This is a genomic window from Sphingobium sp. TomTYG73, from assembly GCF_055394245.1.
In genome coordinates, this window is the sequence record NZ_AP027339.1 from 2,195,001 (window position 1) to 2,219,652 (window position 24,652).

The 24,652-nt window shown below is 62.5% G+C and carries 23 protein-coding genes (1 of these 23 running past the window's edge); 12 read left to right on the forward strand and 11 right to left on the reverse strand.

Annotated features, from left to right (window positions below; translation table 11 throughout):
- Together ACZ5TH_RS11085 and ACZ5TH_RS11090 are read left to right on the forward strand one after the other, a co-directional pair.
- Positions 1 to 239 carry the 3' portion of a hypothetical protein gene (locus tag ACZ5TH_RS11085; RefSeq protein ID WP_449474479.1) on the forward strand. The gene continues 61 nt to the left of window position 1, outside the view, so the window shows 239 of its 300 coding nt (coding positions 62–300); its start codon lies off the left edge, out of view; it ends in the stop codon at positions 237 to 239.
- Positions 232 to 609, forward strand: coding sequence for an acyl-CoA thioesterase (locus tag ACZ5TH_RS11090; RefSeq protein ID WP_449474480.1), 378 nt, complete (start codon positions 232 to 234; stop codon positions 607 to 609). Before ACZ5TH_RS11085 ends, ACZ5TH_RS11090 begins: the two co-directional genes overlap by 8 nt.
- 90 nt (positions 610 to 699) lie before the next feature.
- On the opposite strand, the gene ACZ5TH_RS11095 is transcribed toward ACZ5TH_RS11090, so the two are convergent.
- The 4 genes from ACZ5TH_RS11095 to hisS all read right to left on the reverse strand — a co-directional run bounded on the left by ACZ5TH_RS11095 (position 700) and on the right by hisS (position 5,050).
- Positions 700 to 1,482 (reverse strand): DUF4167 domain-containing protein, encoded by a 783-nt coding sequence (locus tag ACZ5TH_RS11095; RefSeq protein ID WP_449474481.1) that lies wholly within the window; start codon positions 1,480 to 1,482, stop codon positions 700 to 702.
- Between the two features lie 351 nt (positions 1,483 to 1,833).
- Positions 1,834 to 2,661: a peptide chain release factor N(5)-glutamine methyltransferase gene (gene prmC / locus ACZ5TH_RS11100; protein WP_464793940.1), complete on the reverse strand. Its 828-nt coding sequence runs from the start codon at positions 2,659 to 2,661 to the stop codon at positions 1,834 to 1,836.
- The gene (gene prfA, locus ACZ5TH_RS11105; protein ID WP_464771530.1) at positions 2,658 to 3,749 is read right to left on the reverse strand and encodes a peptide chain release factor 1; all 1,092 of its coding nucleotides are present in this window, start codon (positions 3,747 to 3,749) and stop codon (positions 2,658 to 2,660) included. The genes prmC and prfA overlap by 4 nt, the downstream gene beginning before the upstream one ends.
- Complete coding sequence (gene hisS / locus ACZ5TH_RS11110) at positions 3,749 to 5,050, reverse strand: histidine--tRNA ligase (protein ID WP_464771531.1); 1,302 nt, start codon at positions 5,048 to 5,050, stop codon at positions 3,749 to 3,751. The genes prfA and hisS overlap by 1 nt, the downstream gene beginning before the upstream one ends.
- Before the next feature lie 153 nt (positions 5,051 to 5,203).
- Here hisS and ACZ5TH_RS11115 point away from each other — a divergent pair, with 153 nt between their 5' ends.
- Together ACZ5TH_RS11115 and ppa are read left to right on the forward strand one after the other, a co-directional pair.
- The gene (locus ACZ5TH_RS11115; protein WP_464793941.1) at positions 5,204 to 7,117 is read left to right on the forward strand and encodes a M61 family metallopeptidase; all 1,914 of its coding nucleotides are present in this window, start codon (positions 5,204 to 5,206) and stop codon (positions 7,115 to 7,117) included.
- A gap of 40 nt (positions 7,118 to 7,157) precedes the next feature.
- Positions 7,158 to 7,700 (forward strand): inorganic diphosphatase, encoded by a 543-nt coding sequence (ppa, locus tag ACZ5TH_RS11120; protein ID WP_449474486.1) that lies wholly within the window; start codon positions 7,158 to 7,160, stop codon positions 7,698 to 7,700.
- 168 nt (positions 7,701 to 7,868) lie between these two features.
- Here ppa and yczR read toward each other — a convergent pair whose 3' ends face one another.
- Together yczR and ACZ5TH_RS11130 are read right to left on the reverse strand one after the other, a co-directional pair.
- The gene (gene yczR / locus ACZ5TH_RS11125) at positions 7,869 to 9,332 is read right to left on the reverse strand and encodes a MocR-like transcription factor YczR (protein WP_464793942.1); all 1,464 of its coding nucleotides are present in this window, start codon (positions 9,330 to 9,332) and stop codon (positions 7,869 to 7,871) included.
- Positions 9,333 to 9,416: 84 nt separating this feature from the next.
- Positions 9,417 to 9,878, reverse strand: a complete 462-nt coding sequence (locus ACZ5TH_RS11130; RefSeq protein WP_464793943.1) for a hypothetical protein — start codon at positions 9,876 to 9,878, stop codon at positions 9,417 to 9,419.
- A gap of 86 nt (positions 9,879 to 9,964) precedes the next feature.
- Here ACZ5TH_RS11130 and gyrB point away from each other — a divergent pair, with 86 nt between their 5' ends.
- A complete protein-coding gene (gene gyrB / locus ACZ5TH_RS11135; RefSeq protein ID WP_464793944.1) occupies positions 9,965 to 12,472 on the forward strand; it encodes a DNA topoisomerase (ATP-hydrolyzing) subunit B in 2,508 nt (835 codons plus the stop codon).
- 33 nt (positions 12,473 to 12,505) lie between these two features.
- On the opposite strand, the gene ACZ5TH_RS11140 is transcribed toward gyrB, so the two are convergent.
- Genes ACZ5TH_RS11140 through ACZ5TH_RS11150 form a run of 3 tightly spaced genes read right to left on the reverse strand, consistent with a single transcriptional unit; the run spans position 12,506 to position 14,812 of the window.
- Positions 12,506 to 13,816 carry a pilus assembly protein TadG-related protein gene (locus ACZ5TH_RS11140; protein ID WP_464793945.1) on the reverse strand — a complete coding sequence of 437 codons (1,311 nt, stop codon included), beginning with the start codon at positions 13,814 to 13,816 and terminating at the stop codon, positions 12,506 to 12,508.
- A gap of 34 nt (positions 13,817 to 13,850) precedes the next feature.
- The gene (locus ACZ5TH_RS11145; RefSeq protein WP_464793946.1) at positions 13,851 to 14,258 is read right to left on the reverse strand and encodes a TadE/TadG family type IV pilus assembly protein; all 408 of its coding nucleotides are present in this window, start codon (positions 14,256 to 14,258) and stop codon (positions 13,851 to 13,853) included.
- Positions 14,255 to 14,812, reverse strand: a complete 558-nt coding sequence (locus ACZ5TH_RS11150) for a TadE/TadG family type IV pilus assembly protein (protein ID WP_464793947.1) — start codon at positions 14,810 to 14,812, stop codon at positions 14,255 to 14,257. Before ACZ5TH_RS11150 ends, ACZ5TH_RS11145 begins: the two co-directional genes overlap by 4 nt.
- Before the next feature lie 147 nt (positions 14,813 to 14,959).
- Between ACZ5TH_RS11150 and ACZ5TH_RS11155 the strand changes: the two genes are divergently transcribed.
- Positions 14,960 to 15,451, forward strand: coding sequence for a membrane-like protein (locus tag ACZ5TH_RS11155; protein WP_464793948.1), 492 nt, complete (start codon positions 14,960 to 14,962; stop codon positions 15,449 to 15,451).
- Here the strand turns inward: ACZ5TH_RS11155 and ACZ5TH_RS11160 are convergent.
- A complete protein-coding gene (locus ACZ5TH_RS11160; RefSeq protein ID WP_464793949.1) occupies positions 15,448 to 17,859 on the reverse strand; it encodes a ligase-associated DNA damage response DEXH box helicase in 2,412 nt (803 codons plus the stop codon). The two genes, ACZ5TH_RS11155 and ACZ5TH_RS11160, sit on opposite strands and share 4 nt — an antisense overlap.
- 162 nt (positions 17,860 to 18,021) lie before the next feature.
- Here ACZ5TH_RS11160 and ACZ5TH_RS11165 point away from each other — a divergent pair, with 162 nt between their 5' ends.
- Positions 18,022 to 19,347, forward strand: coding sequence for a cystathionine gamma-synthase family protein (locus ACZ5TH_RS11165; RefSeq protein ID WP_464793950.1), 1,326 nt, complete (start codon positions 18,022 to 18,024; stop codon positions 19,345 to 19,347).
- On the forward strand, positions 19,344 to 20,282 hold the full coding sequence (locus ACZ5TH_RS11170) for a 2-hydroxyacid dehydrogenase (RefSeq protein ID WP_464793951.1): 939 nt from the start codon (positions 19,344 to 19,346) through the stop codon (positions 20,280 to 20,282). Before ACZ5TH_RS11165 ends, ACZ5TH_RS11170 begins: the two co-directional genes overlap by 4 nt.
- Before the next feature lie 8 nt (positions 20,283 to 20,290).
- Here ACZ5TH_RS11170 and ACZ5TH_RS11175 read toward each other — a convergent pair whose 3' ends face one another.
- Positions 20,291 to 20,965 carry an HAD family hydrolase gene (locus tag ACZ5TH_RS11175; RefSeq protein WP_464793952.1) on the reverse strand — a complete coding sequence of 225 codons (675 nt, stop codon included), beginning with the start codon at positions 20,963 to 20,965 and terminating at the stop codon, positions 20,291 to 20,293.
- Between the two features lie 98 nt (positions 20,966 to 21,063).
- Between ACZ5TH_RS11175 and ACZ5TH_RS11180 the strand changes: the two genes are divergently transcribed.
- From ACZ5TH_RS11180 to ACZ5TH_RS11195, 4 genes are read left to right on the forward strand one after another with little or no spacing between them, the layout of a single operon-like run.
- Entirely contained in the window at positions 21,064 to 22,173 is a 1,110-nt protein-coding gene (locus tag ACZ5TH_RS11180) for an MlaE family lipid ABC transporter permease subunit (protein ID WP_464795103.1), read from the forward strand.
- Positions 22,173 to 23,045: an ABC transporter ATP-binding protein gene (locus tag ACZ5TH_RS11185; protein WP_460987035.1), complete on the forward strand. Its 873-nt coding sequence runs from the start codon at positions 22,173 to 22,175 to the stop codon at positions 23,043 to 23,045. Before ACZ5TH_RS11180 ends, ACZ5TH_RS11185 begins: the two co-directional genes overlap by 1 nt.
- A gap of 4 nt (positions 23,046 to 23,049) precedes the next feature.
- Complete coding sequence (locus ACZ5TH_RS11190; protein ID WP_464793953.1) at positions 23,050 to 24,012, forward strand: MlaD family protein; 963 nt, start codon at positions 23,050 to 23,052, stop codon at positions 24,010 to 24,012.
- 11 nt (positions 24,013 to 24,023) lie between these two features.
- Positions 24,024 to 24,638, forward strand: coding sequence for an ABC-type transport auxiliary lipoprotein family protein (locus ACZ5TH_RS11195; RefSeq protein ID WP_464793954.1), 615 nt, complete (start codon positions 24,024 to 24,026; stop codon positions 24,636 to 24,638).
- Positions 24,639 to 24,652: the final 14 nt, after the last annotated feature.

A 24,652-nucleotide genomic window follows, 5' to 3' on the forward strand; every position in this document is an offset into this window, starting at 1 on the left:
GCCGCATCATGTTTTGGATGGCAATCGGCGGCGCGCTGTGCGTCGGCGTTGCGCTTGTCTGCTTGCGGATATGGGCTGGACCGATGCCGTTGCACATGGTTCTGGCCACCATCATCGGGGTCTGGTTGACCTTCATGCTGGGGACCGGATTGATGGCGCTCGTGTTCCTGTCGAGCGGGACAGGACACGACGATCAGGTCATGGACCCGCTGAAGGACGAGGTATCGATCGATGACTGAAAAAAGGGGCGAACTGGTTCTGCGGGTGGTTCCCGGCATCACCCAGATCAATACCAACGGCCATATTTTTGGCGGGTGGATATTAAGCCAGATGGATATTGCGGGCGGCATCGTAGCGGGCCGACTGGCCGAAGGCGCGGTGGCGACCGTCGCGATCGACGGGATGAAATTCATATCGCCAATGCTGCTTGGCGATATTGTGACGGTCTATGCGCATGAGGAGCGCCGCGGGCGGACCTCGATGGGCATTCGTGTCGATGTGGTGGCAACGCGCGGGGCGGATCAGCAGCAGATCGACCTTACCAGCGGCCTCTTCACCTTCGTCGCTCTGGACGACCAGCATCGGCCCCGGGTTTTGCCCACGCGCTGAATTGCTACTGGTCGAATATGAAAAAGGGAGCGGCGCGAACGCCACTCCCCTTATTTCTATCCCGCCGCTTGTCCGAGGCAGAACGCTAGATCATTCGGCCGCTTCGGCAGCCGGGCGCGCGCGGCGAGTGCGCTTGCGCGGCGCTTCCTCTGCGGCTGGCTCGCTGTCATTGTCGGCACGCGCGATCGACGGCGGCAGGACGGAAAGATCCAGTCCTTCGCTGCCCTCCGACTTCGCTGTATCGGCCTTGCGGGGACGGCCCCGGCGGGCGCGGGGCGCTTCAGGCGCTGCCGCAGCTTCCGCTTCGGGCTGAGGCGCGGGCGAACGCTCCACCACAGGCGCGGGAGCTTCTGGCGCTTCCATTTCCTGTCGCTCGGCTGCTTCATAGGCAGGGCGGTCCCGGCGCGGCCGATCCCGACGATTCCGGTCGCGATTGTCCTGCTGGTCACGCGGCTGATCCCGGCGACGATCGCCTTCATAGCCACGCTCGAAATGCTGCTGCTGCTGCGGCTCGCCACGATTATCATCGCCCGCATATTCCGGAGCGTCAAAATCATCGCCTTCATAATCGCCATTGTCTTCCGGTCGGCGGTAGCGCTGCTGCTGCTCCTCCTGCCGGGCGCGATTGTCGGCCAGCACGCGGAAATAATGATCGGCAAACTGCAGATAATATTCCGCATTAACCCGGTCGCCCGCCATCTGGGCGTCACGAGCCATATTCTTGTATTTTTCCAGAAGCTGGACCGCGTTGCCGCGTGCGCGGTTGTCAATCCGGTTGCCGCTATCGCCACCGCCCCGGTTACCGCCGCTGGGACGTCCGTTATTGTTGTTCCGGCCGCGATTCCGGCGACCGGCCTGCCTGTTGTTGATCAAGACCTGGTCCTTGCGTTCACTTTGCCATCATTCACTGAAATCATCAGTCAGTCGCTATCCTAAAGCACGGCCTGCTTATCAGGCCGGGTAGGGCTCCGCCGGACAGGGGCTGCGCGACAGCCCTTGCCCTTACGCTGCCAGAGGCGCCTGCGCAGCAGCGCCGTCGTGACTTTGAAGGAGCGGGAAAACGGCCTTTTCTCGGCTAAGCCCACAGGGCAGATCCTCAGGATAATGCCGTCCCTGCTCCTCATGTAGTGTCTTTGGCGGGATAAACCAAGCAAATTTCACTTGCCCCCGAGCAATTCCGGCGCGTTCGGTTCGCAGGCTGATCAGCACGAGGATCAGGAGCGCTCAAAGCTGTGGAGAATGAGTAACGACCAGGCAACGGTCATGTCCCGCCATGTCCTTGCGCATGGCCACGCCAAGTCCCTGTTCCTGAAGCAGGGCGGACACGCTTTCTCTCTGGTCATGACCGATCTCGATCGCTGCCATGCCGCCTTCGGCCAGCAGCCGGGCGATCATGGGCGCGATACGTCGATAGTCGTCCAGGCCGTCGACACCGGCAAAGAGGGCGCTTGCGGGTTCATGCAACACATCGCCCGCAAGGTCGGCGTCGCTTTCAATATAGGGCGGGTTAGCCAAGATGAGGTCGAACCGTTCAGCTATCCCCTCAGCCCAGTCGCCCAGTTGAAAGGCCGCGCGCCCGGCAAGCCCGAGATGTTCGGCATTGGCCCGGGCAACGGCGAGCGCGGCGGTGGAGCTATCCACGCCGATGCCCGTCGCCTGCGGCCAGTGATCCAAGGCCGCGAGCAGCAGCGCGCCCGATCCGGTGCCAAGGTCCAGGACGCGTGCCGGTGCGCGGCCTTGGAAATGGTCAATCGCGGCCTCGATCAGCGTTTCGGTGTCTGGGCGCGGGATTAGGACATCGGGCGTCACCCGCAGGCTGATCGTCCAGAAATCGCGCACGCCGGTGATGTAGGCGATGGGTTCGCCTTCGAACCGCCGGTCAACCAGCGCGCCAAAGCCGGAAGGCACCGTGAGGTCTTGCTGGCGAAGTAGCAATTCATTGCGACTGATGCCCAGCGCATGGGCGAGGAGCAGTTCCGCGTCGAGACGCCCTGTATCACTGACATTTTGGAGCCGGGCAGCCGCATCGCGAAGCGCCTGGGCGATGCTCACCCGATGCCGTCCAGCTGAGCGAGGCGCGCGGCCTCATCCTCGGCGATCAACGCATCGATGACTTCAGCGAGCCCCGGCCCTTCCAATATTTCCGGCAACCGGTGCAAGGTCAGGTTGATGCGGTGATCCGTCACGCGGCCCTGCGGGAAATTATAGGTGCGAATGCGTTCGGACCTGTCGCCCGACCCGACCATCGCCTTGCGCGCGCCCGCCTGCTCGCTTTGCGTGCGTTCCCGCTCCGCTTCGTAAAGCCGGGCGCGGAGAACCTGCATGGCCTTGGCCTTGTTCTTGTGCTGCGATCGTTCGTCCTGCTGCGTCACCACGATGCCGCTCGGCAAGTGCGTGATACGCACGGCGCTGTCGGTCGTGTTCACATGCTGCCCGCCTGCGCCCGATGCCCGGTAGATGTCGATCTTGAGGTCGCCGTCGGCGATCTGCACATCGACCTCCTCTGGTTCAGGCAGCACCGCGACGGTCGCGGCAGAGGTGTGGATACGCCCACCGCTTTCGGTGACGGGCACGCGCTGCACGCGATGGACGCCGCTTTCGAACTTGAGCTTGGCAAAAACGCCGATGCCGTTGATGCTGGCCACGACTTCCTTGAAGCCGCCGACTTCAGCGGCATTGGCGGAGATCATCTCCATCTTCCAGCCCTGTGCATCAGCATAGCGCTGATACATGCGGAAAAGGTCACCGGCGAAGAGCGCGGCCTCATCGCCACCCGTTCCAGCGCGGATTTCCAGCATGGCCGGGCGCGCGTCGGCGGCGTCGCGGGGAAGCAGTTGAAGTGCCAGGGCGCGTTCGGCATCCGGCAGCTGACTCTTGATCAGCTGCATTTCCTCCTGCGCCATCTCGCGCATCGCGGCATCCGCCTCGGCACCATCGCCGCCCGCCATATATTCGAGGGCCTGCAACTCCTGCCGAAGCCGCCGCACCTCATGCGCGGCGCGGGCCACTGGCTCAATCTCCGCATATTCCTTGGAAAGCCGCACGAACTCCTCGGGCGCGAGGTCGGCGCGCGTCATCGACGCCTGCACCTCGTCCCGGCGCGCTTCGATCTGCGCGATGCGTTCGGCGGAAATCTGCATTAGATTTTGACAGCTTCCCGGATGCGCTCAATGGCCACCGAGAAAGGCATCGCCGCCTGTTCTCCCGAAACCATGTCTTTCAACTGCACTTCACCATGAAGCGCGCTCAAATTGCCCACTTGCGCTTCTTCGTCGCGCTCACCGAGCTCGACGGGGAACAGAACGAAGCGGCTGTTCTGCGCGCGCTGCATCCGCTTCTTGGTATTGCCCCGAAAAGCCATTTCGCTCGCGATTCCCGCGCGACGAAGCTCTGCGAGATAGCTCACCGATCGATCTTCAGTCGCACTACTGAGAGGCACCACGGTAACGATGATCTGGTCCGCAGCAGGCGCATCGATCAGCATCGCAAGCCTCTCTATCCCCGCAGCCCAGCCGACGGCCGGGGTCGAGGGACCACCGAGATTTTCGATCAGCCCGTCATAGCGGCCTCCGCCCAGCACGGTGCCCTGCGCGCCCAGCCGATCGGTGATGAATTCAAAAGCGGTGTGACGGTAATAATCGAGGCCGCGTACCAGACGCGCATCGCGTTCCCACGCCACACCCGCCGCATCAAGGCCCGCCGTCACCTTGCCGAAGAAGTCGCGCGCTTCATCGGTCAGATAAGCGTCGATATCCGGCGCGCTGTCCGCCACGGGGCGGTCGCGCGGGTCCTTGCTGTCGAGGATGCGTAGCGGATTGCGATGCAGACGGTCGAGACTGTCCTCCGACAGCTGATCGCGATGCGCCTCGAAATGGGCGACCAGCGCGGCGCGCCACGCGTCACGGCTGGCCGCGTCCCCCAGCGTATTGAGGTTCAGAGTGACGCCATCGGATACGCCAAGCTCGCGCAGCAACTGGTCGGCAAAGACCAGCAATTCGACATCCGCGCCCGGCTCGCCCGCGCCGATGATCTCGGCATCCAATTGGTGAAACTGGCGGAAACGGCCCTTTTGGGGGCGCTCATAGCGGAAGAGCGGTCCGTGGGTCGCCACTTTGAGCGGCGAATATTGCTGCCAGCCTTCGGTAATATAGGCGCGCGCGATCCCGGCGGTGAACTCGGGACGCAGGGTTATGCTGTCGCCGCCACGATCGTCGAACGTGTACATTTCCTTGGAAACGACGTCAGTGCTTTCGCCAAGCGACCGGGCGAACACCGCCGTTGCTTCGAAGACCGGCACTTCAACGCGATGAAAGCCATAGAGCCTGCGGACCCGGTCAAAGGTCGCGACCACATGGGCGAAACGTTCCTGGAACGCTTCCGCCGTGCCCCCCAGCATGTCTTGCGTGCCGCGCACCGGGCGCGGGGTTTCAATTTTCGCCATGGGGATGCGCCTTTAACGGCAAAGAAGGCTCAAGGAAACGCGCTTTTTTTGTCAGATAATTTCATAGCTGTTCTTCGCGGTGGACGCATAGATTTTGGTTCGTCATGCTGAGTTCATGAGGCAATTCCTGCCACGTCTTTCACGGAGACAGCCATGATCCGCAGCCTTGCTGCCGCTTTCCTGCTTTCCACAGCCATCATCACCCCGCTCGCCGCTCAGGATACCGTGAGGTCAAGGCCCGCCGCCCTGTCGGTGAATGACGCCAGCCCCGCGCCGCGCGACATCCCCTACCCCGGCGGCACCATCCGGCTGGAGGTGGACGCGACCGACACGACTCAACGAATCCTCCGGGTGAAGGAGCATATCCCCGTCGCGTCGAGCGGGCCAATGACCCTGCTGGTGCCCGAATGGCTGCCGGGCAACCATGCGCCGCGCGGCCAGATCGAGAAGATCAGCGGCCTGACCTTTACCGCCGATGGCAAGCCGGTCGGCTGGAAGCGCGATCCGCTCAACGTCTACGGATTCGTCATCGACGTACCGCAGGGCACGCGGGAAATCACCGCTTCCTTCCAGTTCCTGTCGGCCACGCAATCCAGTCAGGGACGCGTCGTCGTCACGCCCAAGATGCTGAATATCCAGTGGGAGTCGGTCTCGCTCTATCCCGCAGGCTATTATACTAGGCAGATTCCGGTTCAGGCCACGGTGACCTATCCCGATGGCTGGCAGGCGGCCACCGCGCTGCGCGGGCGGAAGACCGGATCGACCGTCGCTTATGAAACGATCGACTATGAAGCATTGCAGGATTCGCCAGTATTCGCCGGACGCTATTTCAAGCCGGTGGACCTGGGCCATAATGTCACGCTGAATATCGTCGCCGATGATGCCGACGAGCTGGAGGCCAAGCCAGACCAGATCGCCAGGCACAAGAAGCTGGTCGATGAAGCGGGCGCCCTCTTCGGCACCTATCATTTCGATCATTATGACTTCCTGTTCGCCATCACCGACGAGATGGGCGGCATCGGGCTTGAACATCATCGATCATCGGAGAATCAGGTCGAGCCGGGCTATTTCAAGAAGTGGGGGGATGGCGAGGCGCTACTCGACCGCAACCTTTTGCCCCATGAGTTCACCCATAGCTGGGACGGCAAATTCCGCCGCCCGGACCTGCTGTGGACGCCCGACTTCAACGTGCCGATGCAGGACAATCTGCTGTGGGTCTATGAAGGGCAGACGCAATTTTGGGGCTATGTGCTGGGCGCGCGGTCGGGCCTGTTTTCCAAACAGGAGACGCTGGACGCCTATGCTCATATCGCGGCCAAGCTCGACACGACGCGCGGGCGCGAGTGGCGGCCGATGGAGGATACCACCCACGATCCGATCATTTCCGCTCGCCGTCCCAAGGGCTGGACGAGCTGGCAGCGGTCGGAGGACTATTATAATGAAGGGCTGATGATCTGGCTGGAAGCGGACGCGATCATCCGCAGGCAGACGCGCGGGGCAAAGGGCCTCGACGATTTCGCCAAGGCTTTCTTTGGCATAAACCCCGGCGATTGGGGTCAGGTCGTCTATAATCGCGACGATGTCATCAAGACGCTGAACGGGGTTGCGCCCTATGACTGGGCCGGATTCTTCGCGCGATATGTCGATAGCACGACGCGCGAGACGCCCAAGGGCGGCTTTGCCATGGGCGGCTACAAGCTGGTCTATGGCGACACGCCAAACGCCTTCACCAAGGCCGCCGAGGGCAAGAATATCGACCAGAGCTTCGGCGTTGGCCTGATCGTCAAGGGCGACGGCGAAGTCTCCAACGTCGTCTGGGACAGCGCCGCGTTCAAGGCGGGGCTGGCGGTCGGCACGAAGATCGTCGCGATCAACGGGGACGAATATTCGGGCGAGGTGTTCAAGGCAGCGCTGAAGGCCGCCAAGCCGATGCAGATCATCGTCAAGCAGGACAGATATTACCGCACTTTGACGCTCGCTTATTCCGGCGGCCTGCGCTATCCGCGCCTCGAAAAATCAGGAGAGGGTGAAGGCAGCCTCGATCGGCTGCTCAAACCAAGGACATAATCACCCGCAACGCCAATTTGCATCAAAAGGCTTGAAGTCCATGAATATCGAACTGATCCCGGTTGGGGACGATCCGCCCAACAGCCTGAACGTCATCATCGAAGTGCCGATTGGCGGCGAGCCTGTGAAATATGAATTCGACAAGGCGTCGGGCGCGCTGTTCGTCGATCGCATCCTGCATACCCCGATGCGCTATCCGGCCAATTACGGCTTCGTGCCGCACACCCTGTCGCCCGATGGCGATCCGCTCGACGCGCTGGTCATTGCCCGTTCGCCCTTCGTGCCCGGGTCGGTCGTGCGCGCTCGTCCGATCGCCGTGCTCAATCTGGAAGATGAAGCGGGTGGCGACGAAAAGCTGGTCTGCGTTCCCGACAACAAGACCTTCCCATATTATAGCGACGTCGATGAAAAGGACGATCTGCCCGGCATCGTGATGGAGCAGATCGAACATTTCTTCACCCACTATAAGGATCTGGAAAAGCAGAAGTGGGTGCGTATCGGCACATGGGGCGGCGCGGAAGACGCGCGCCGCATCACGCTGGAAGCAATCGAGCGCTATCAGGCTGACAAGAAGGCCGCGTAAAAGCCCCTTGGGTTCAATAAGGGCCGCGCGGGAAATCCCCTGCGCGGCCCTTATTATTTGGCGTGTTCCGTCATGCCAGCGGAAGCTGGCATCTCAGGATAGGGTGCGCAAGCAGGCCCGTCATCCCAGCCTTCGCTGGGATGACGGCGCCCGGCGGAGAATGCCCCCCTAAATCAGCCGATCCGCCTCCAGCGCCGCAGCCAGCGAATCGCGCCCGCGCGGCAGACGGGCGTGGAGCCGCGCATCAGCCTCGGCCAGCCGCTCGACCCCGATCGTCAGCTGCTCCTCAGGCAGCGTGAAGGGCAGGCGCAGGAAGCGCTCGAACGCGCCGCTAACACCAAAACGCGGACCCGGCGCAACCCGCACACCATGACTTTCGGCGATCGCGGCCAAGGCAGTCGCTTCGGCGCGCGGTAGCTCGGCCCAGAGCGACAACCCTCCCGCAGGCGATTCGACACGCCATTGCGGCATATGCCTGTCGATCTCGCCGATCAGATGATCCCGACGGGACCGCAGCAGATCTGCCCGCGGCCCCAATCCCTCATCACTGTCGATCAACTGTGCGACGGCAAGTTGCTCCACCACCGGACTGGCCATGTCCATCGTCGTGCGCAGGCGGCCGAGCGCCGCAATCGTCTGCGGATCGGCGCGAATCCACCCCACGCGCAGCCCGCCCCAGAAGATCTTGCTCGCCGATCCCATGGTGATGACCTGGCGCCCCGACGGGTCATGAATCGCCACCGGTGGCGGGGCGGGAAAGTCGAGCCCCATCGCCACCATGGTTTCATCGATAATCAATGGCGTGTGCGTACGCGTGGCCGCTGCGACCAAGGCGCGCCGGGTCGCCGGGTCCATGCTGCGGCCGGTCGGGTTGTGAAAATCCGCGATGACATAGGCAAAGCGCGGGCTTGTCTGGCGGAACGCCGCCTCCATGGCGTCAATGTCCCAACCTTGCGCGGGAAGGCCAACGGGCACCGGAACGACATGCGCGCGCTGCAATGCCTGAATGACATTATGATAGGTCGGATGATCGATCACGGCCCGGTCGCCCGGCCCCGTCAGCCATTGCAGCAACAAGGCAAAGCCCTGCTGTGCGCCGTTGGTGACGATGATCTGGTCTGGACTGGTGGGGCAGCCGCGCCGTTCGAACTGCGCGGCGATCGCGCGGCGCAGGGGCGGCAAGCCGAGCGGATCATAGCCGAGGTCGCCCAGAAAGGCCGGCAAGGCTTCAACCGCCGCCTGGCAGGCGCGCCCTACCCCCGGCGCGGCGGGCAGTGCGGCATGAGTCCAGTTGAGGATGTTCCCGCCAATGGGCAGGTCCAATTCAGGCGGTTCGGGATGTATCCGGCCGGGCGGCAGGCGCGTGACGCTGCCCGAACCCTGACGGCTTTCCAGATAGCCCTCATCGCGCAACCGGTCGAACGCAGCCGCGATCGTTGTCCGGCTGAGGCCCAGCGCGGCGGCTAGTTCCCGTTCGCCAGGCAGGCGCACGTTCAGCCCGACCCGCCCATCCAGCACCAGCATGCGCAGCGCGTCGGCCAATTGGCGATAGGCAGGTTCGGCGCTCTCCGCGACCCGCCAAACGCCCAGCAATCGAAGCAGCGAGGGCGGACGAAGAGCAGAATTGGACATGGACGCGACTCTTTCCGATCAGAAACAGAAGTCCACTTAGAAACCACAGGCTATTTTGTAAAAGGCCAATATATCTTCAGCGCATCAACCGGCCACCAACCGGATCGACGCGCTCGACACCCAGCCGCTAAGGCACGGCCCGGCATAGGCTTGCTTCCGGTCAACCGGCTCGGACAGGCCGCAATCGGTCGGCGCCTGCGGCACGACGACCACCCCAAGCCACTTCTGGTCCAGACTGCGGGTGCATACGAGGGCTCTCGCCCCTTCCGCCAGACGTCCGACCTCCTGCGCCTCGGCAAAAGGCGCAGCACGGATCGCCAGGCCCTGAGCGCCGACGCGCACCGCCTGCCCCATGGCGGCACAGGCATCCAGTCGCGGGCCATCCTCGCCAATGGTGACAGGGCGTGTGATCTTCGCTCCCAACCGGGTTTCGGGCATGTCATCGCGCGGTGCTCCGGCGATGGAGCTGTTGGGCAACTGCTCCAGCACATCACTGCTATCGGAACAGGCGCCAAGCATCAGAAACAGGGGGATGATAGCGCGCATGCGCCCCTGATAGACCGGCCCATCCTCAAGCGGAAGTCGGCATGTTTCGCTTTAGTTTCTTTGGGGCTTTCCCTATATGCTCAGGCATGAGCGAGGAAAGTCAAAACAGCCCCAACACCAACGCCTATGGCGCCGACAGCATCAAGGTCCTGAAAGGCCTGGACGCCGTGCGCAAACGGCCCGGCATGTATATCGGCGATACCGATGATGGCTCGGGCTTGCACCATATGGTGTTCGAGGTCAGCGACAACGCGATCGACGAGGCGCTGGCCGGACATTGCGACCGCATCCTAATCACGCTCAATCCCGATGGGTCGGTCAGTGTCGAAGACAATGGCCGCGGTATCCCTACCGACATTCACAAGGAAGAAGGCGTTTCTGCGGCCGAGGTCATCATGACCCAGCTGCACGCGGGCGGTAAGTTCGAGAACACGTCCGACGACAATGCCTACAAGGTGTCGGGCGGCCTGCACGGCGTGGGCGTGTCGGTCGTGAACGCGCTCAGCGAATATCTGGACCTCAACATCTGGCGGGACGGCAAGGAGCATTATATGCGCTTTGCCTATGGCGATGCCGTCGCACCGCTCAAGGTCATTGGGCACGCTCCCGAAGGCAAGAAGGGCACGAAGGTCACCTTCCTTCCCTCGACCGAAAAGGCCCCCGGCGACGGCGGCACCTTCAAGAACCATACCGAGTTCGACTTTGAAAAGCTGGAGCATCGCTACCGCGAGCTGGCCTTCCTGAACTCCGGCGTGCGGCTGTTCCTGGTCGATGCCCGGCATGAGGAGAAGAAGGAAGTCGAACTATTTTATGAGGGCGGCATCGCGGCCTTCGTCAAATATCTTGATCGCAACAAAACGCCGCTGATGCCCGATCCGATCGCGATTTCGGGCAGCCGCGACGATGTGACCATCGACGTCGCGCTGGAGTGGAACGATTCTTATTATGAGAACGTCCTCTGCTTCACGAACAACATCCCGCAGAGGGATGGCGGCACGCACCTCGCCGCATTCCGCGCGGCGCTGACACGAACCCTCAACAATTATGCCGACAAATCCGGCATGTTGAAGAAGGAGAAGGTGTCGCTGACCGGCGAGGACATGCGCGAAGGCCTGACCGCGATCGTGTCGGTCAAGCTGCCCGACCCCAAATTCTCGTCGCAGACCAAGGACAAGCTGGTCAGTTCCGAAGTCCGCCAGCCGCTGGAAAGCCTGATGGCCGACAAGATGGCGGAATGGCTGGAGGAAAATCCGGGCCATGGCAAGATGATCATCCAGAAGGTGATCGACGCCGCGGCCGCCCGTGAGGCCGCGAAGAAGGCGCGCGAACTGACCCGGCGCAAGGGCGTGATGGACATCGCCTCCCTGCCCGGCAAGCTGGCCGACTGTCAGGAACGCGACCCCGCTAAGTCCGAACTCTTCCTGGTCGAGGGCGATTCGGCAGGCGGTTCGGCCAAGCAGGGACGCAACCGGCATAATCAGGCGATCCTGCCTTTGAAGGGCAAGATCCTGAACGTCGAGCGCGCGCGCTTCGACCGGATGCTGTCGTCCAAGGAAGTCGGCACGCTCATTCAGGCGATGGGCACCGGCATCCGCGACGATTTCAACCTGGAAAAGCTGCGCTACCACAAGATCGTCATCATGACCGACGCCGACGTCGATGGCGCGCATATCCGCACGCTGCTGCTGACCTTCTTCTACCGCCAGATGCCGCAGATCATCGATGCCGGGCACCTCTACATCGCCCAGCCGCCGCTCTACAAGGCGACGCGCGGGCGTTCAGAAGTCTACCTCAAGAATGAAGCGGCGCTCGAGCAGTATCTAGTCGACAATGGCGTCGATTCCATGGCGCTGGAAACGACCGGCGGCATGCGTTCGGGCGAAGACCTGCGCTCGCTGATCGAGCATGGCCGCCGGATGCGCGCAGTGATGCGCTATGTGCCGCGCCGCTACAATCCCGCCATTATCGAGGCGCTGGCCATCAACGGCGCGCTTGACCCGGAACTCGGCCATGAGCGCCAAGCGGAACGGCTGACGGCGACCGTCAAGTGGATGGACGCACAGGATGACGAGGGCCGCTGGAGTGGCCGCATCGCCGAAGAGGGCGGCTTCCATTTCGAGCGGCTCTGGCGCGGCGTGACCGATCACCACATGATCGAACATGGTTTCATCGGTTCCGCCGAAGCGCGCAAGCTGCACTCCATCGCTGCCGAGGAAGCCGACAGCTATCGCACCACCAGCCGCCTGGTTACCGCAAAGGCGGCCGCTGCCGCCGAAGAGGCGGGGGAAGACGATTTGCCGGTGGTATCCAAGGGCGCGGTCGTCGTCACCCGGCCCAGCGAATTGCTGGAAGCGGTGCTGACGGCAGGTCGCAAGGGCCTCGCCATTCAGCGTTACAAGGGTCTTGGCGAGATGAATGCCGAGCAGTTGTGGGAAACCACGCTGGACCCCGACAACCGCTCGATGCTGCGCGTCGAGGTTGAGCAGGCGGACGTCGCCGACGAGATCTTCACCCGTCTGATGGGCGATGTCGTCGAACCCCGGCGCGAGTTCATTCAGGACAATGCGCTGAACGTCGCCAATCTGGACGTCTGATCCTGGTAGAGTGAAGCGGCTCTTACAGCCGCTTCAACTTATCAGCCGGACAGCGGTCAACGACCATTTGGACGCTCCCCCCGGGGGGTCGCATGTGTTCGTGATCGTCGCGTTTCCGCTGAAGGACAGGCGCAGCGCGACCATCTGGAAGCAGGTGAGCGACATGCCCGATGTGCCGTTGAACGTCAGTGTGTCGTTCGGGAAATAGAAGGCGCCACTGAGGGTCGAATTGGAATTGCCGTTGACTTGGCAGCACTGATTGCTCGCCGCAGCCCTGCTGTCCCGATAGATTGTGATGCCGCTATAGGTGCCGCTAGTGGATTGAGAAAGATCGACCTCTGCCCCACCGTTGATGTCCATCGTCGCGAAACTGTTTGCGTTATTGGGCGTGGTGCTGGTCAACACGAAAGTGCAGCCCATGCAGGTAAGATGGCCCTGAGCGCCAACTTGCAGGCCCGCATTATTCGCCCCATTGGCCAGGTAGTAGACGCCCGGCTTCAGCGTCAGGGTGCCTTGGACATTGATCGTTCCATAGCAGCCCGGTGCATAAGGACTTCCGCTGCTGCTATCGACAGTCGCCCCCGAAGAGACATTAATGACATTCCAATTGCTGCCGCTCTTGCACTTCCCATTGGAAACGTCGTTGGTGCTGGGATCCAAGCTCATATCGGCAAAGGGATCGGTCAGCACTGCATGATTGGGCATGAGCATGGTGCCTGCGGCATAGGCGGTGGATGACGGGATGCCGCCCATAGCTACGATGGGCGAAACCTTCACGGTCGGCTGGCCGTTCACGTTCACCGCATTGCTGCTGATCGAATTAGTGCCCGCGCCGCATCCCAGATCGAGTGTCGAGTTGCCCGCAAAGGTGATCCCGGTGTTGTTGCCACTCTCCTTGGCAAGGAAACATACCTTGCCATCGGAAACGACCGCCGCCCGGGCCTCAGCGGCCACGGTGGACGTAGACATGCCAAACAGGGCCATCAAGGCCGTGGGCTGAGTGCTGGCCAAACGGACATACATTGCCGAGGTGTAAGTGGTGCCACCACTGGTAGTATAAGCCCCCGGCGTGATCGTGGACGTGGCTCCCGGGACAAGAGCATTCTGTGTCAGCGCCTTGTTCGCCTGAGCGGTCGCAGCGCTATTGCCTTGGCTCTGGTAAAGCGAATAGGCGCCTGCCATCGCCGCCGAGTCAGCCTCCCGCTGCAATTCCCGCTTCACATGCGAAAGCTGCATGGTGTGGACGCCAAGCCCCGCCGCTCCGATCATGACGGGAAGCGCCAGCGCCGTCAGCATGAGCGCATTGCCCCGCGCGTCGGACCAAAGCGTGCGAAGACGGGACAAGCAATTGAGCAATGGCATCGTCAGCTCCTCGGCTTTAGCTCGTGACATAGGCTCTGCGCGTTTCGGACAGCGCGATCGTCTTGCTTCCAAGCAGGAAGTTGATGGTGACATTGTAGCCCATCGTTATAGTGACATAGTTGGGCTTCGAACTGGTCGTGAACGTGACGGTCGGCGCAACGATGTTGGCCGAGTTCATCCCGAACTGCTTTGATGCTATTCTTGCCTGTATGTCGGCCTCACTCGGCTTTGGCCACGTCGTTGCATAACGCGCGGCATCCTCGACGGTGCTCCTGAGCCCAGCCTGCGCATAGAAGAGTATCCCCAGCGCCGGTATCCCGATCAGCATGCCCAACAGGACAGGCGCTACCAGCGCGAATTCGAGCACACCGGCGCCACGGCAATCGCGCGCAAGCTGATGGAGAAGGCGAAAAAACCGTGTCATTGGATTCTCAGAACCCCCGTCGCGGATATCGGCACAACGCCATTCGAGTTAGCCAGCATCTTCGCCAGCGACCCCAGCGCAAAGGATGGCGTGAAGGTCGTTGAAATCTGAATCTGCGTGTAGCGAGCTGTTTCGCCGGAGGCGCAGGGATTGGCATTGGTGGTCCAGGTTGTTGCCGTGCCCCCGCACTCAAGTGTCTGGGTGACTGTAACGGCACTGGTCGGCACATCCGCCTGCGCTGCCGCCTGCGCCTGAATGTCGGTTGCGACAACGTCCGTGCCGCCCATCCATGACATCTCCAGACCGCGATTGACGGCTTGTTGGATTTTCATCTTGGCCGCGCCGTAACGGGCCGCATCGACCGTGCCCATGAGGATGATGGCCAGGAACGGCGCGACCAGCGCCGTTTCAACAAGGGCGATGCCTGATGTGTCGGCCCGGAAAGCGGTCAGCAACGCCCGGACGGACGCCCGATCGGCGGCAGACGTGGGGCAACGCGGCGAACCAGCGCTCGCCTCACTGCCCAACAATCGGCCAAATATAGAAGGACGCATTGAAAATCCCCTTCGCTCGGGGATTTTCTACTCAACACATGCTGTTCATTTGCCTAAACAACATGGTTAATCATCTGCTAAGATGCTGTTTATGCTTCGGTATATATCCGAGGGTATATTAATTAACAGTAAAGAGGCGAGGGAAATATGAAGGCATGGCTGTTCGTTGCAGGCGCTCTTCTGCTCGCGGGTTGCGGCCGGAAGGAAGACATGGGTGAACATCGTGCGAAAGATACGCCAGTCGCGGAAACGCCCATTTTGAACCAGCAGGCGGATCATGACGAACCAGCAAATGTCGCTGACGCGCCAACCCCGCAACCTCCCCCGGAAAGAGTGAGCACCGCACCGCTCAGCAACGAAACGCGCTATCGCGCTCTGGGAACCGAACCCTTTTGGGCGGTAACGGTCAAAGGCTCGGTTGCCACGCTGGAGCGCCCGGACAAGGCGCCCGTTCATGTCTCCGTCAACCGGACGGATGACGGTCGCGCCGTGCGGTATCTGGCGGACGGATTTTCGATGACCGTGACGGACGGACCATGCAACGACGGCATGAGCGACGCACATTGGGCCGATCGCGTAGCACTGTCTTTTGGCGAAGGAACTTTGAAGGGCTGCGGCGGAGTGCGCGAGGACTTCTAATCCGTCCGCATCGCCTCTGCCACCAGAGCTTCGGCCTCCATTAGCAAGGCATCTTCGGCCGCCGCCTGCGCCACTTGTTCGCGGCCGATCAGGATCAGCACCGGCACCGCCAGCGGGCTTACCCGGTCCAAATCAATATGCAGCATCGTTGCCGAAGCGCGATCGATCAGGTCGCCCAGCCGCCCGACATCCGTCATGCGCGCGCGGGCGTCGGCCCAGGCAGCCTTCAACAGCAAATGATCCGGCTGATATTTGCGCAGAACGTCATAGATGAGGTCGGTCGAGAAAGTGACCTGTCGCCCGGTCTTTCGCTTGCCGGGATGCTGACGCTCGATCAGACCCGCGATGACGGCAACGTCCCGGAAGGCGCGCTTCAACAGGCTCGATTGTTCGACCCACTCGACAAATTCATGATCCAGAATGTCGGCGGAAAACAGGCTCTGCGGGTCCGTCACGGGTTTCAGCCCGTAGACGGCGAGCGCATAATCGTTGGATACGAAACCGAGCGGCATCAGCCCCTGCGCATCCATGCGGCGAGTGAGCAGCATGCCCAGCGACTGGTGCGCGTTCCATCCTTCAAAACTGTAGCAGATCAGATAATGCCGCCCTTCATGCGGGAAGGTTTCGATCAACAGCTGCCCCGGCTCCGGCAGGGCCGAGCGATATTTCTGCACCTCCAGCCACTCCCGCACATCGTCGGGAAAGCGGTGCCATTCTTCCGGCTCGGCCAGGAAGTGCCGCACCCGGTCGGCGAGCCGCGTGGACATTGCCATGCGCGTGCCACCCCAGGCGGGCACCCGCGCCTGCTTCGACGTCGCCCGCACGACCAGGTCGGTGACATCCATCCGCACCACCTCCAGCGCGAGGCCGGAGAAGAAGAAACTGTCGCCGGGCCTCAGCGTCGCGGCAAAGCCCTCCTCCACCGTGCCGAGCCTGCGGCCGTTAGCGAACCGGACGTCCAGCACCGGCTGGTCGACGATGATCCCGGCATTCATGCGGTGCTGCTGAATGAAGCGGGGATGGGACACGCGCCATATCCCGTCCGCATCGTGGGTCAGCCGCTTGAATCGGTCATAGGCGCGCAAGGCATAGCCGCCCCCTTCGATAAAATGCAGGACGTTGGCAAAGCCCTCGTCGGTGAGCGCGCTATAGGGGGTGGCTGATCGGATTTCCTCCAGCAACTCTCGTTCCGCGAACGGCGCGGCGCAGGCGAGCGCCATCACATGCTGGGCCAGAACGTCAAGGCTGCCGGTACGAAAGTCATCGGCATCCCGCTCCCCCGCCTCCACGGCGTCAAGTGCCGCACGCGCCTCCAGATATTCGAAGCGGTTGCCGGGAATGATGATGGCTTCGCTCGGTTGGTCCAGCCGGTGATTGGCGCGACCGATGCGCTGGAGCAGGCGGGACGATCCCTTGGGCGCGCCCATCTGGATCACGCAATCGACATTGCCCCAATCAACGCCCAGGTCGAGGCTCGCGGTCGCGACGAGGGCGCGAAGTCTGCCATCGGCCATCGCATTTTCCACCTTGCGCCGAGCCTCCACCGACAGGCTGCCATGATGTATGCCGATCGGCAGGTTCGCGTCGTTCGCGGTCCAAAGCTCCTGGAAGATAAGCTCGGCAAGCCCCCGCGTGTTGCAGAAGACCAGCGTCGTCTGCCGCCGCTCGATTTCGGCCATGACCTGCTTGGCGGCATATTTGCCGGAATGGCCTGACCAGGGGATGCGCCCTTCCGGGATCAGGATCGTGATCTCGGGATCAGCGCCCTGCTCCCCCATGACCGGCGTCACGCTGTTGATGTCACCGTCAGGCGCAAGCCAGGCGCGATACGCATCCACGTCAGCCACGGTCGCGGACAGCGCGACACGGCGCAGCTCAGGATTGATCCTCTGCAAACGCGCGAGCGACAGGCTGAGCAGATCGCCGCGCTTCTGGGTGGCAAAGGCGTGGACCTCATCAATGATCACCGTCCTCAACTGCGCGAACATCAGGAAGCTGTCGGGATAGCTCAAGAGCAGCGATAGCGATTCGGGCGTGGTCAGCAGGATCTGCGGCGGTCGCGCCCGCTGCCGCGCCTTGCGATCCGAAGGCGTGTCGCCGGTGCGCGTCTCGACCCGGATCGGCAGGCCCATCTCCTCGATCGGGGTAAGCAGATTGCGGCGCACATCGACCGCCAACGCCTTCAGCGGCGACACATAGAGGGTGTGGAGACCCTCGGCCGGTTCTTCGATCAGGTCGGCAAGCGTAGGCAGGAACCCCGCCAATGTCTTTCCCGCCCCTGTAGGCGCCACCAGCAGCGCGTGATCGCCGACACGTGCGGCTGCCAGCATGTCCATCTGATGACGACGCGGCGACCATCCGCGCGCGGTGAACCATTGCTCCAGCGGTTCGGGAAGGCGTTGGTTCATATCGATAGATGTAGGAACGCGCGCAGCCCCTGTCACGATCCCCGCGCGATGTCATGGCGATAACATAATTGCCGGAATGGCTGATCTCTTTCCCCTCGAAAGGCGTTACACTCCTGGCATCATAAAGAGGCGGCAAAGGCCGCAAACGCAGGAGAAACAGCGATGACCGGCGAGACAGAGGCCGACCTTTCAGGTGCCGAGCCCCCGCGCAAGCGCCGACGCGCCAAGCCAGCGATCATGGAGATCGGTGGGCGCAAGCTGAAGCCCGCGACGCTGATGATGGGCCATGGCTACGACCCGATGCTGTCGGAAGGATCGCTGAAGCCGCCCATCTTCCTCACCTCCACCTTCGCTTTCGAAAGCGCCGCCGCAGGCAAGCGGCACTTCGAAGGCGTCACCGGAATCAGGCCCGGCGGCGCGGAAGGGTTGGTCTACTCCCGCTTCAACGGCCCCAATCAGGAAATCGCCGAAGACCGGCTGGCCGTGTGGGAAGAAGCGGAAGACGCCCTGCTCTTTTCCAGCGGCATGTCTGCAATCGCGACCACGCTGCTCGCCCTCGTCCAGCCCGGCGACGTCATCGTCCACTCCGCGCCGCTTTACGCAGCGACCGAATCGCTGATCGGCCGCATCCTCGGCAAGTTCGGGGTGCAATGGCTCGATTTCCCCGCCGGTTCGACGGAGGAGGAAATCAGCGCGGTTATCGAACGGGCAAAGTCGCTCGGCCGCGTCGCCCTTATCTATCTGGAAAGCCCGGCCAATCCCACCAATGTGCTCGTGGATGTGGAGGCGGTCGTGGCCCGCCGCGACCATCTCTTCGCCGGAGAGGCGCATTTGCCGCCGGTCGCGATCGACAACACCTTCCTCGGCCCGCTCTGGCATCACCCACTTGCCCATGGCGCGGACCTCGTCATCTACAGCCTCACCAAATATGCGGGCGGCCATAGCGACCTAGTGGCTGGAGGCGTGCTGGGGCCAAAAGACCTCATCAACACGATCCGGCTGATGCGCAATACGATCGGCACGATCCTCGACCCGCACAGCGCCTGGATGCTCCTGCGCAGTCTCGAAACGCTGGAGTTGCGGATGAGCCGGGCTGGCGAAAATGCGGCAAAGGTCTGTGCCTGGCTGAAAGACCAGCCGCAGGTGGAAAAGGTCGTCTATCTTGGCTTCCCCGAAACGGAACGTCAGGCGGACATCTACAACCGCCACTGCACAGGCGCGGGATCGACCTTCTCGCTCTATCTTAAGGGTGGCGAGGCTGAGGCTTTCGCCTTCCTCGATGCGCTGAAGATCGCCAAGCTGGCCGTCAGCCTTGGCGGCACGGAGACGCTCGCCAGCCACCCGGCGGCCATGACGCACCTGTCGGTGCCCGCCGCGCGCAAGAAGGCTCTGGCGATCACCGACAATATGGTGCGCATCTCGATCGGCTGCGAGGATGCCGATGATCTGATCGCAGACTTCGCACAGGCGCTGCAGGCCGTGGGATGATCGGCAGTCGGCCTTTAGTCCTGGTTGGACAGCCACTGCTGGCGCCGTTGCTGAAAATCCTTTCCCCCTTCTATGACGCCCGGCCGTTGTGGGAGGATGAAGGCGCCCAGCGGCGAGCCGATGCCAAGGCCATAGTCTGGGCTGGCGAATTCCCGCTTTCCGCTGCTCTGCTCGACGCCATGCCGCAGCTCGGCCTCATCGCCTGCTTCACCGTCGGCTATGACGGCATCGATCTGGAGGAAGCGGAAAGGCGCGGCATAGCCGTCACGCATGGCGCTGATGCCAATGCCGAGGACGTCGCGGACCATGCGATCGGCCTGATGCTCGCGCATCGCCGCGCGATCGTCGAAGGCGACCGGCAATTGCGCGCGGGCCTTTGGACAGCCGAATCAGACAGGCTTACCCGTTCCATGAATCAGGCCCGGCTTGGCATTGTCGGCATGGGGCATATCGGGCAGGCTGTCGCCCGGCGAGCGGAAGCGATGCGGATGCGGATCGGCTGGTGGGGTCCGCGCGACAAGCCCGGCTTGCCCTGGCCGCGATCCGAAAGCTTGAAGGCTCTGGCACAGGACAGCGACATATTGCTGGTCGCGGCTCGCGCCGACAATAGCAATCGCGGGATGATCAGTGCTGACGTCATGGATGCACTCGGCCGCGACGGGCTGCTCATCAATGTCGCGCGCGGGCAATTGGTGGATGAAGAGGCCTTGAGGAGGGCTTTGCGTCAGGGAAGACTGGGTGGAGCGGCGCTAGATGTGTTCCAGCAGGAACCTACCCCCGCCGACCTCTGGAAGGACGTGCCCAACTGCGTCCTGACGCCACATATCGGCGGGGCCACGCAGGAAGCAGTCGCGCGCATGGCCGCGATGGTGTTGGCGAATCTGGAAGCCTTCTTTGCCGGAAAAGCTCTACCCAACCGGGTCGGTTTTCACTGAGCCTGCACCTACGCCCAGTCCACCCGCGTCCACCCGCGCTTCGCCGCCAGCTTGGCCAGCGGCTTATGCGGATTGGAGGCGAAAGGCATGTCGGCGAATTCCAGCATCGGCGCATCGGACACATGGTCTGAATAGGCCCGGATCTGCGCATGGTCGCGGTCGATCGCTTCCGCCGCCATCCACGCCTTGATCATCCGCAGCTTGCCGGTGTCGTAGCAATTCTCGCCCGCAATCTTCGCGCGCACATAACGCAGATCTTGGCTCAGATGGTCGGTCGCGATCACCGCGTCGAACCCCAGCCTGCGGGCGATCGGTTCCACATACAGGCGGTAGGATGCGGTGGCGAGCACCAGCCGGTATCCATCGGCCCTGTCCCGTGCGATCTGGTCGAGGGCGCCCGCGCGGACATTGGTCGCCACCACCTTGGCCGCATAGCTTTCGACATGCGGCATCAGCCTGGCGCGCTCGACATTGAAACCGATCATCAGCGCCTGATTCAGCTCCTTCAGCCGCTGCCGACTGATGAGCCTCATCACATAGGCGAGCATCAACAGGATGACGCAGGGCAGCAGCAGCAGCCGCCATGGGGCCAGGCCTCTGGAAACATGTATCAGGAAGCCCGTATAGGTGCCCGAAAAGGTCACCGTGCGGTCCATATCGTATATTGCCAGACGGTGCGTCATGCCGTTTCCGAAACTTTTGCGCCTTGCTATCGTTCTACCGTGCGGATGGGCCGTTTCGGCTTGCCGTGCAACCGATAATGGACCACTAAACCGCCTTGATGAACAAAGCCGCCGATCTTACCGAAGAAACGCGCGATGGCGGTGCTGTCATTCGGCTTCTCGGGCATTTTTCCATTGCCTGCCTGGGCGATCTGCCCGCCCGCCTCGACGCGGTGGCGGGGCCGGTCGCTGCCATCGACCTGTCCGGCATCGACCATATGGACACGATCGGCGCCTGGACGGTCCACCGTACCGCGAAAAGGCTGAGTTGCGAGCTTACCGGCGGCAATGAAGATGCGCGACGCCTGATCGAGGCCGTGGGCAAGCTGGACGAGCCGGTCAACATCAGGCCCGACTATGTTCCCCCGTTGCAGCGCGTGGTCGGCCAGATCGGCGAAGCGGTGGTCAACTCCTTCACCACGCTTCTTGGCCTCCTCGGCTTTTTCGGCGCGACCTTGGTGGCGAGTTGGAACGTCATCCGGCACCCCAGCAAGTTCCGCGTCAACGCCGTGGTGCAGAGGTTCGAGGTCGTCGGCGTCTCCGCGCTCGGCATCATCGGCCTCATGAGCTTCCTGATCGGGATCGTCATCGCCCAGCAGGGGTCGGTGCAGTTGCGCCAGTTCGGCATGGAGATGCTGACGATCAACCTCGTCGGCCGCCTGACCTTCCGCGAACTCGGTGTACTGATGACGGCGATCATGGTCGCGGGCCGATCCGGCTCAGCCTTCGCCGCGCAGCTCGGCACGATGAAGCTGACCGAGGAAGTGGACGCGATGCGCACCATCGGCGTTTCGCCCATGGAGGCGCTGGTGCTCCCCCGGACGCTGGCGGTTGTCATCATGATGCCGCTGCTCGGCTTCTATTCCTCCATCGTCGCGGTAATCGGCGGCGGGTTCCTGTGCGCCGTCTCGCTGGACATCCCGCCGATCACCTTCATCCAGCGGTTGCGAGAGGTGGTGCCGATCACAGACCTTTGGGTTGGCCTGCTAAAGGCTCCCGTCTTCGGTATCATCATCGCGCTTTCCGGCTGCTTCCAGGGGATGCAGGTGAAGGGCAACGCTGAGGAAGTCGGGCTGCGAACCACGGCTGCCGTTGTCCAGGCGATCTTTTTGGTGATTGTGATCGATGCGTTTTTCGCTGTCTTCTTCACTTGGCTAGGGTGGAACTGATGGCCGAGGAAGAAGAAGCGGCCGCCGAAGAGGCGCGCGTCGACAATGCCGTCGCAAAAAGCGAGATCGCCATCTCCGTCAGGGGCCTTAAGAACAGCTTCGGCGATCAGGTCGTGCATGAAAATCTCGACCTCGACGTGCGCAAGGGCGAGATATTGGGCGTCGTCGGCGGCTCGGGCACCGGCAAGTCGGTATTGATGCGCTCGATCATCGGCCTCCAGACACCTGACGAAGGCGAAATCCACGTATTTGGCGAATCGATGATCGGCCGCCTGGATGACGAGGCGCTGGCCATCCGCAAGCGCTGGGGCGTGTTGTTCCAGGGCGGCGCGCTCTTCTCCACCCTTACGGTGGCTGAAAATGTCGAGGTGCCGATCCGCGAATATTATCCCAATATCGGGCCGCAACTGCGCGACGAGATCGCCGCCTACAAGATCCGGCTGACGGGTCTCCCCGCCGAAGCTGGTCCTAAATATCCAGCCGAGCTTTCAGGCGGCATGAAGAAGCGGGCGGGCCTAGCCCGCGCGCTGGCGCTCGACCCCGACCTGCTGTTTCTTGACGAACCCACTGCCGGACTCGACCCGATCGGCGCAGCGGCGTTCGACGATCAGACGCGCAAGCTTCAACAGACGCTTGGCCTCACCGTCTTCCTCATTACCCATGACCTCGACACGCTATATTCCATCTGCGACCGCGTAGCGGTGCTGGCGGACAGAAAGGTCATCGCGGTCGGCACCATTGATGAGCTATTGGCGACCGATCACCCTTGGATTCAGGAATATTTCAACGGTCCTCGCGGCCGCGCCGCAACGGCGGCCGTGACCCGCGAACGGGAAAAGACGGCGGCACAGCCATCGGACGGAAGGCGATAATATAATGGAAACCCGCTCCAACCATGTGCTGGTGGGCACGGTCACATTGCTGCTGCTGGCAGCGATCATGATCGCCGCCTTCTGGTTCTCTCGCCTCTCCGAAGGCGACAACATGGAATATGACATCTTCTTCAAACAGTCGGTGAACGGCCTCGCCAAGGGATCGAGCGTCAATTATTCCGGCGTTCCTTCCGGACAGGTCGAAAAGATCGAGCTGTGGAAACGCGACCCCAGCTTCGTAAAGGTGCGCATTTCGGTGAAGGAAGGCACGCCCGTTCTTCAAGGCACCACCGCCACCATCGCGGGCGTCGGCTTCACCGGCGTCAGCGAGATCGTGCTGGACGGCGCCGTAAAGGGTGCGCCGCCCATCGGCTGCCCTGAGGAAAATCCCCTGTCCGCCTGCCCTGACGGCATTCCGGTCATTCCGACCAAGCCAGGGGCGCTTGGCGAACTGTTGAACAACGCGCCACAACTGCTGGAGCGACTCTCGACACTGACCGAGCGTCTGACCGAACTGCTGAACGACAAGAACCAGCAATCGATCGCGGGCATCCTCGCCAATGTCGAACGTGTGTCGGGCGCCCTCGCCGATCGCAGCCCGGAAATTGCAGCCACCCTTGCCGAAGCGCGCATCGCGGTCCAGCGCACGGGCATCGCGGCGGAACAGATCGGCAAGCTCGCCGCGACCACCGACTCGATGCTGACCGACGAAGGCAAGCCGCTGATGGCCGACTTGCGCAAGAGCGTGCAGTCCGCGACCCGCAGCATCGAAACGCTCGACAAGACGATCGCCGAAGCACAACCGGGCGTGCGTGCGTTCAGCAACCAGACCATGCCTGAAGTCAATCAGCTGGTCCGCGACCTGCGGGAAATGTCGCGCGCCTTCCGCGGCGTTGCCGAAAAACTCGATCAACAGGGCGCGGGGTCGATCGTTGGATCGCCCAAACTGCCCGATTACAAGCGATGAGAGGGACCGCGATGACGTTCCACAAGAAACCTGCCGCCCTTCCCATCATGCTGGCGCTCGCCGCGACGCTGTCAGGCTGCGTTTCCTTCGGCGGGAAGCCGCCGGAACGGCTGCTGTCACTTGACGCGGCGCAGAAGGTCGCTCCGGGCACGCTCCGCAGCGCGACCGCAGGAACAACTATCACGGTTGCCGATCCGGAAGCGCCCAAGCTCCTCGACACCGTACGCGTTCCGGTGCGCACGTCACCGACATCGATCGCCTATGTCACCAAGGTGCAGTGGGCCGACACACCGCGTCACCTGTTCCAGAAGCTGCTGTCCGAAACGATCGCCGCCAGCAGCAACCGCATCGTGCTCGATCCCGGTCAATATTCGGCCGATGCGGGCCAGCGGTTGATGGGTGACTTGGTCGATTTCGGCCTGGATGAAGCAAGCAACAGCGCCGTTGTCACCTATGACGCTATCCTTGCGGGACCCGGCGGCACCGCGATCGCGCGCCAGCGGTTCACGGCGAGCGCCCCCATAGGTGGCAAGATCGATGCGACGACCATTGGCGCTCCGCTCAACAGCGCAGCTAACAAGGTGGCTGCCGACGTCGCGGCATGGCTGGCGGCCAGCGGGCGCTAAGGGACGACACGCCA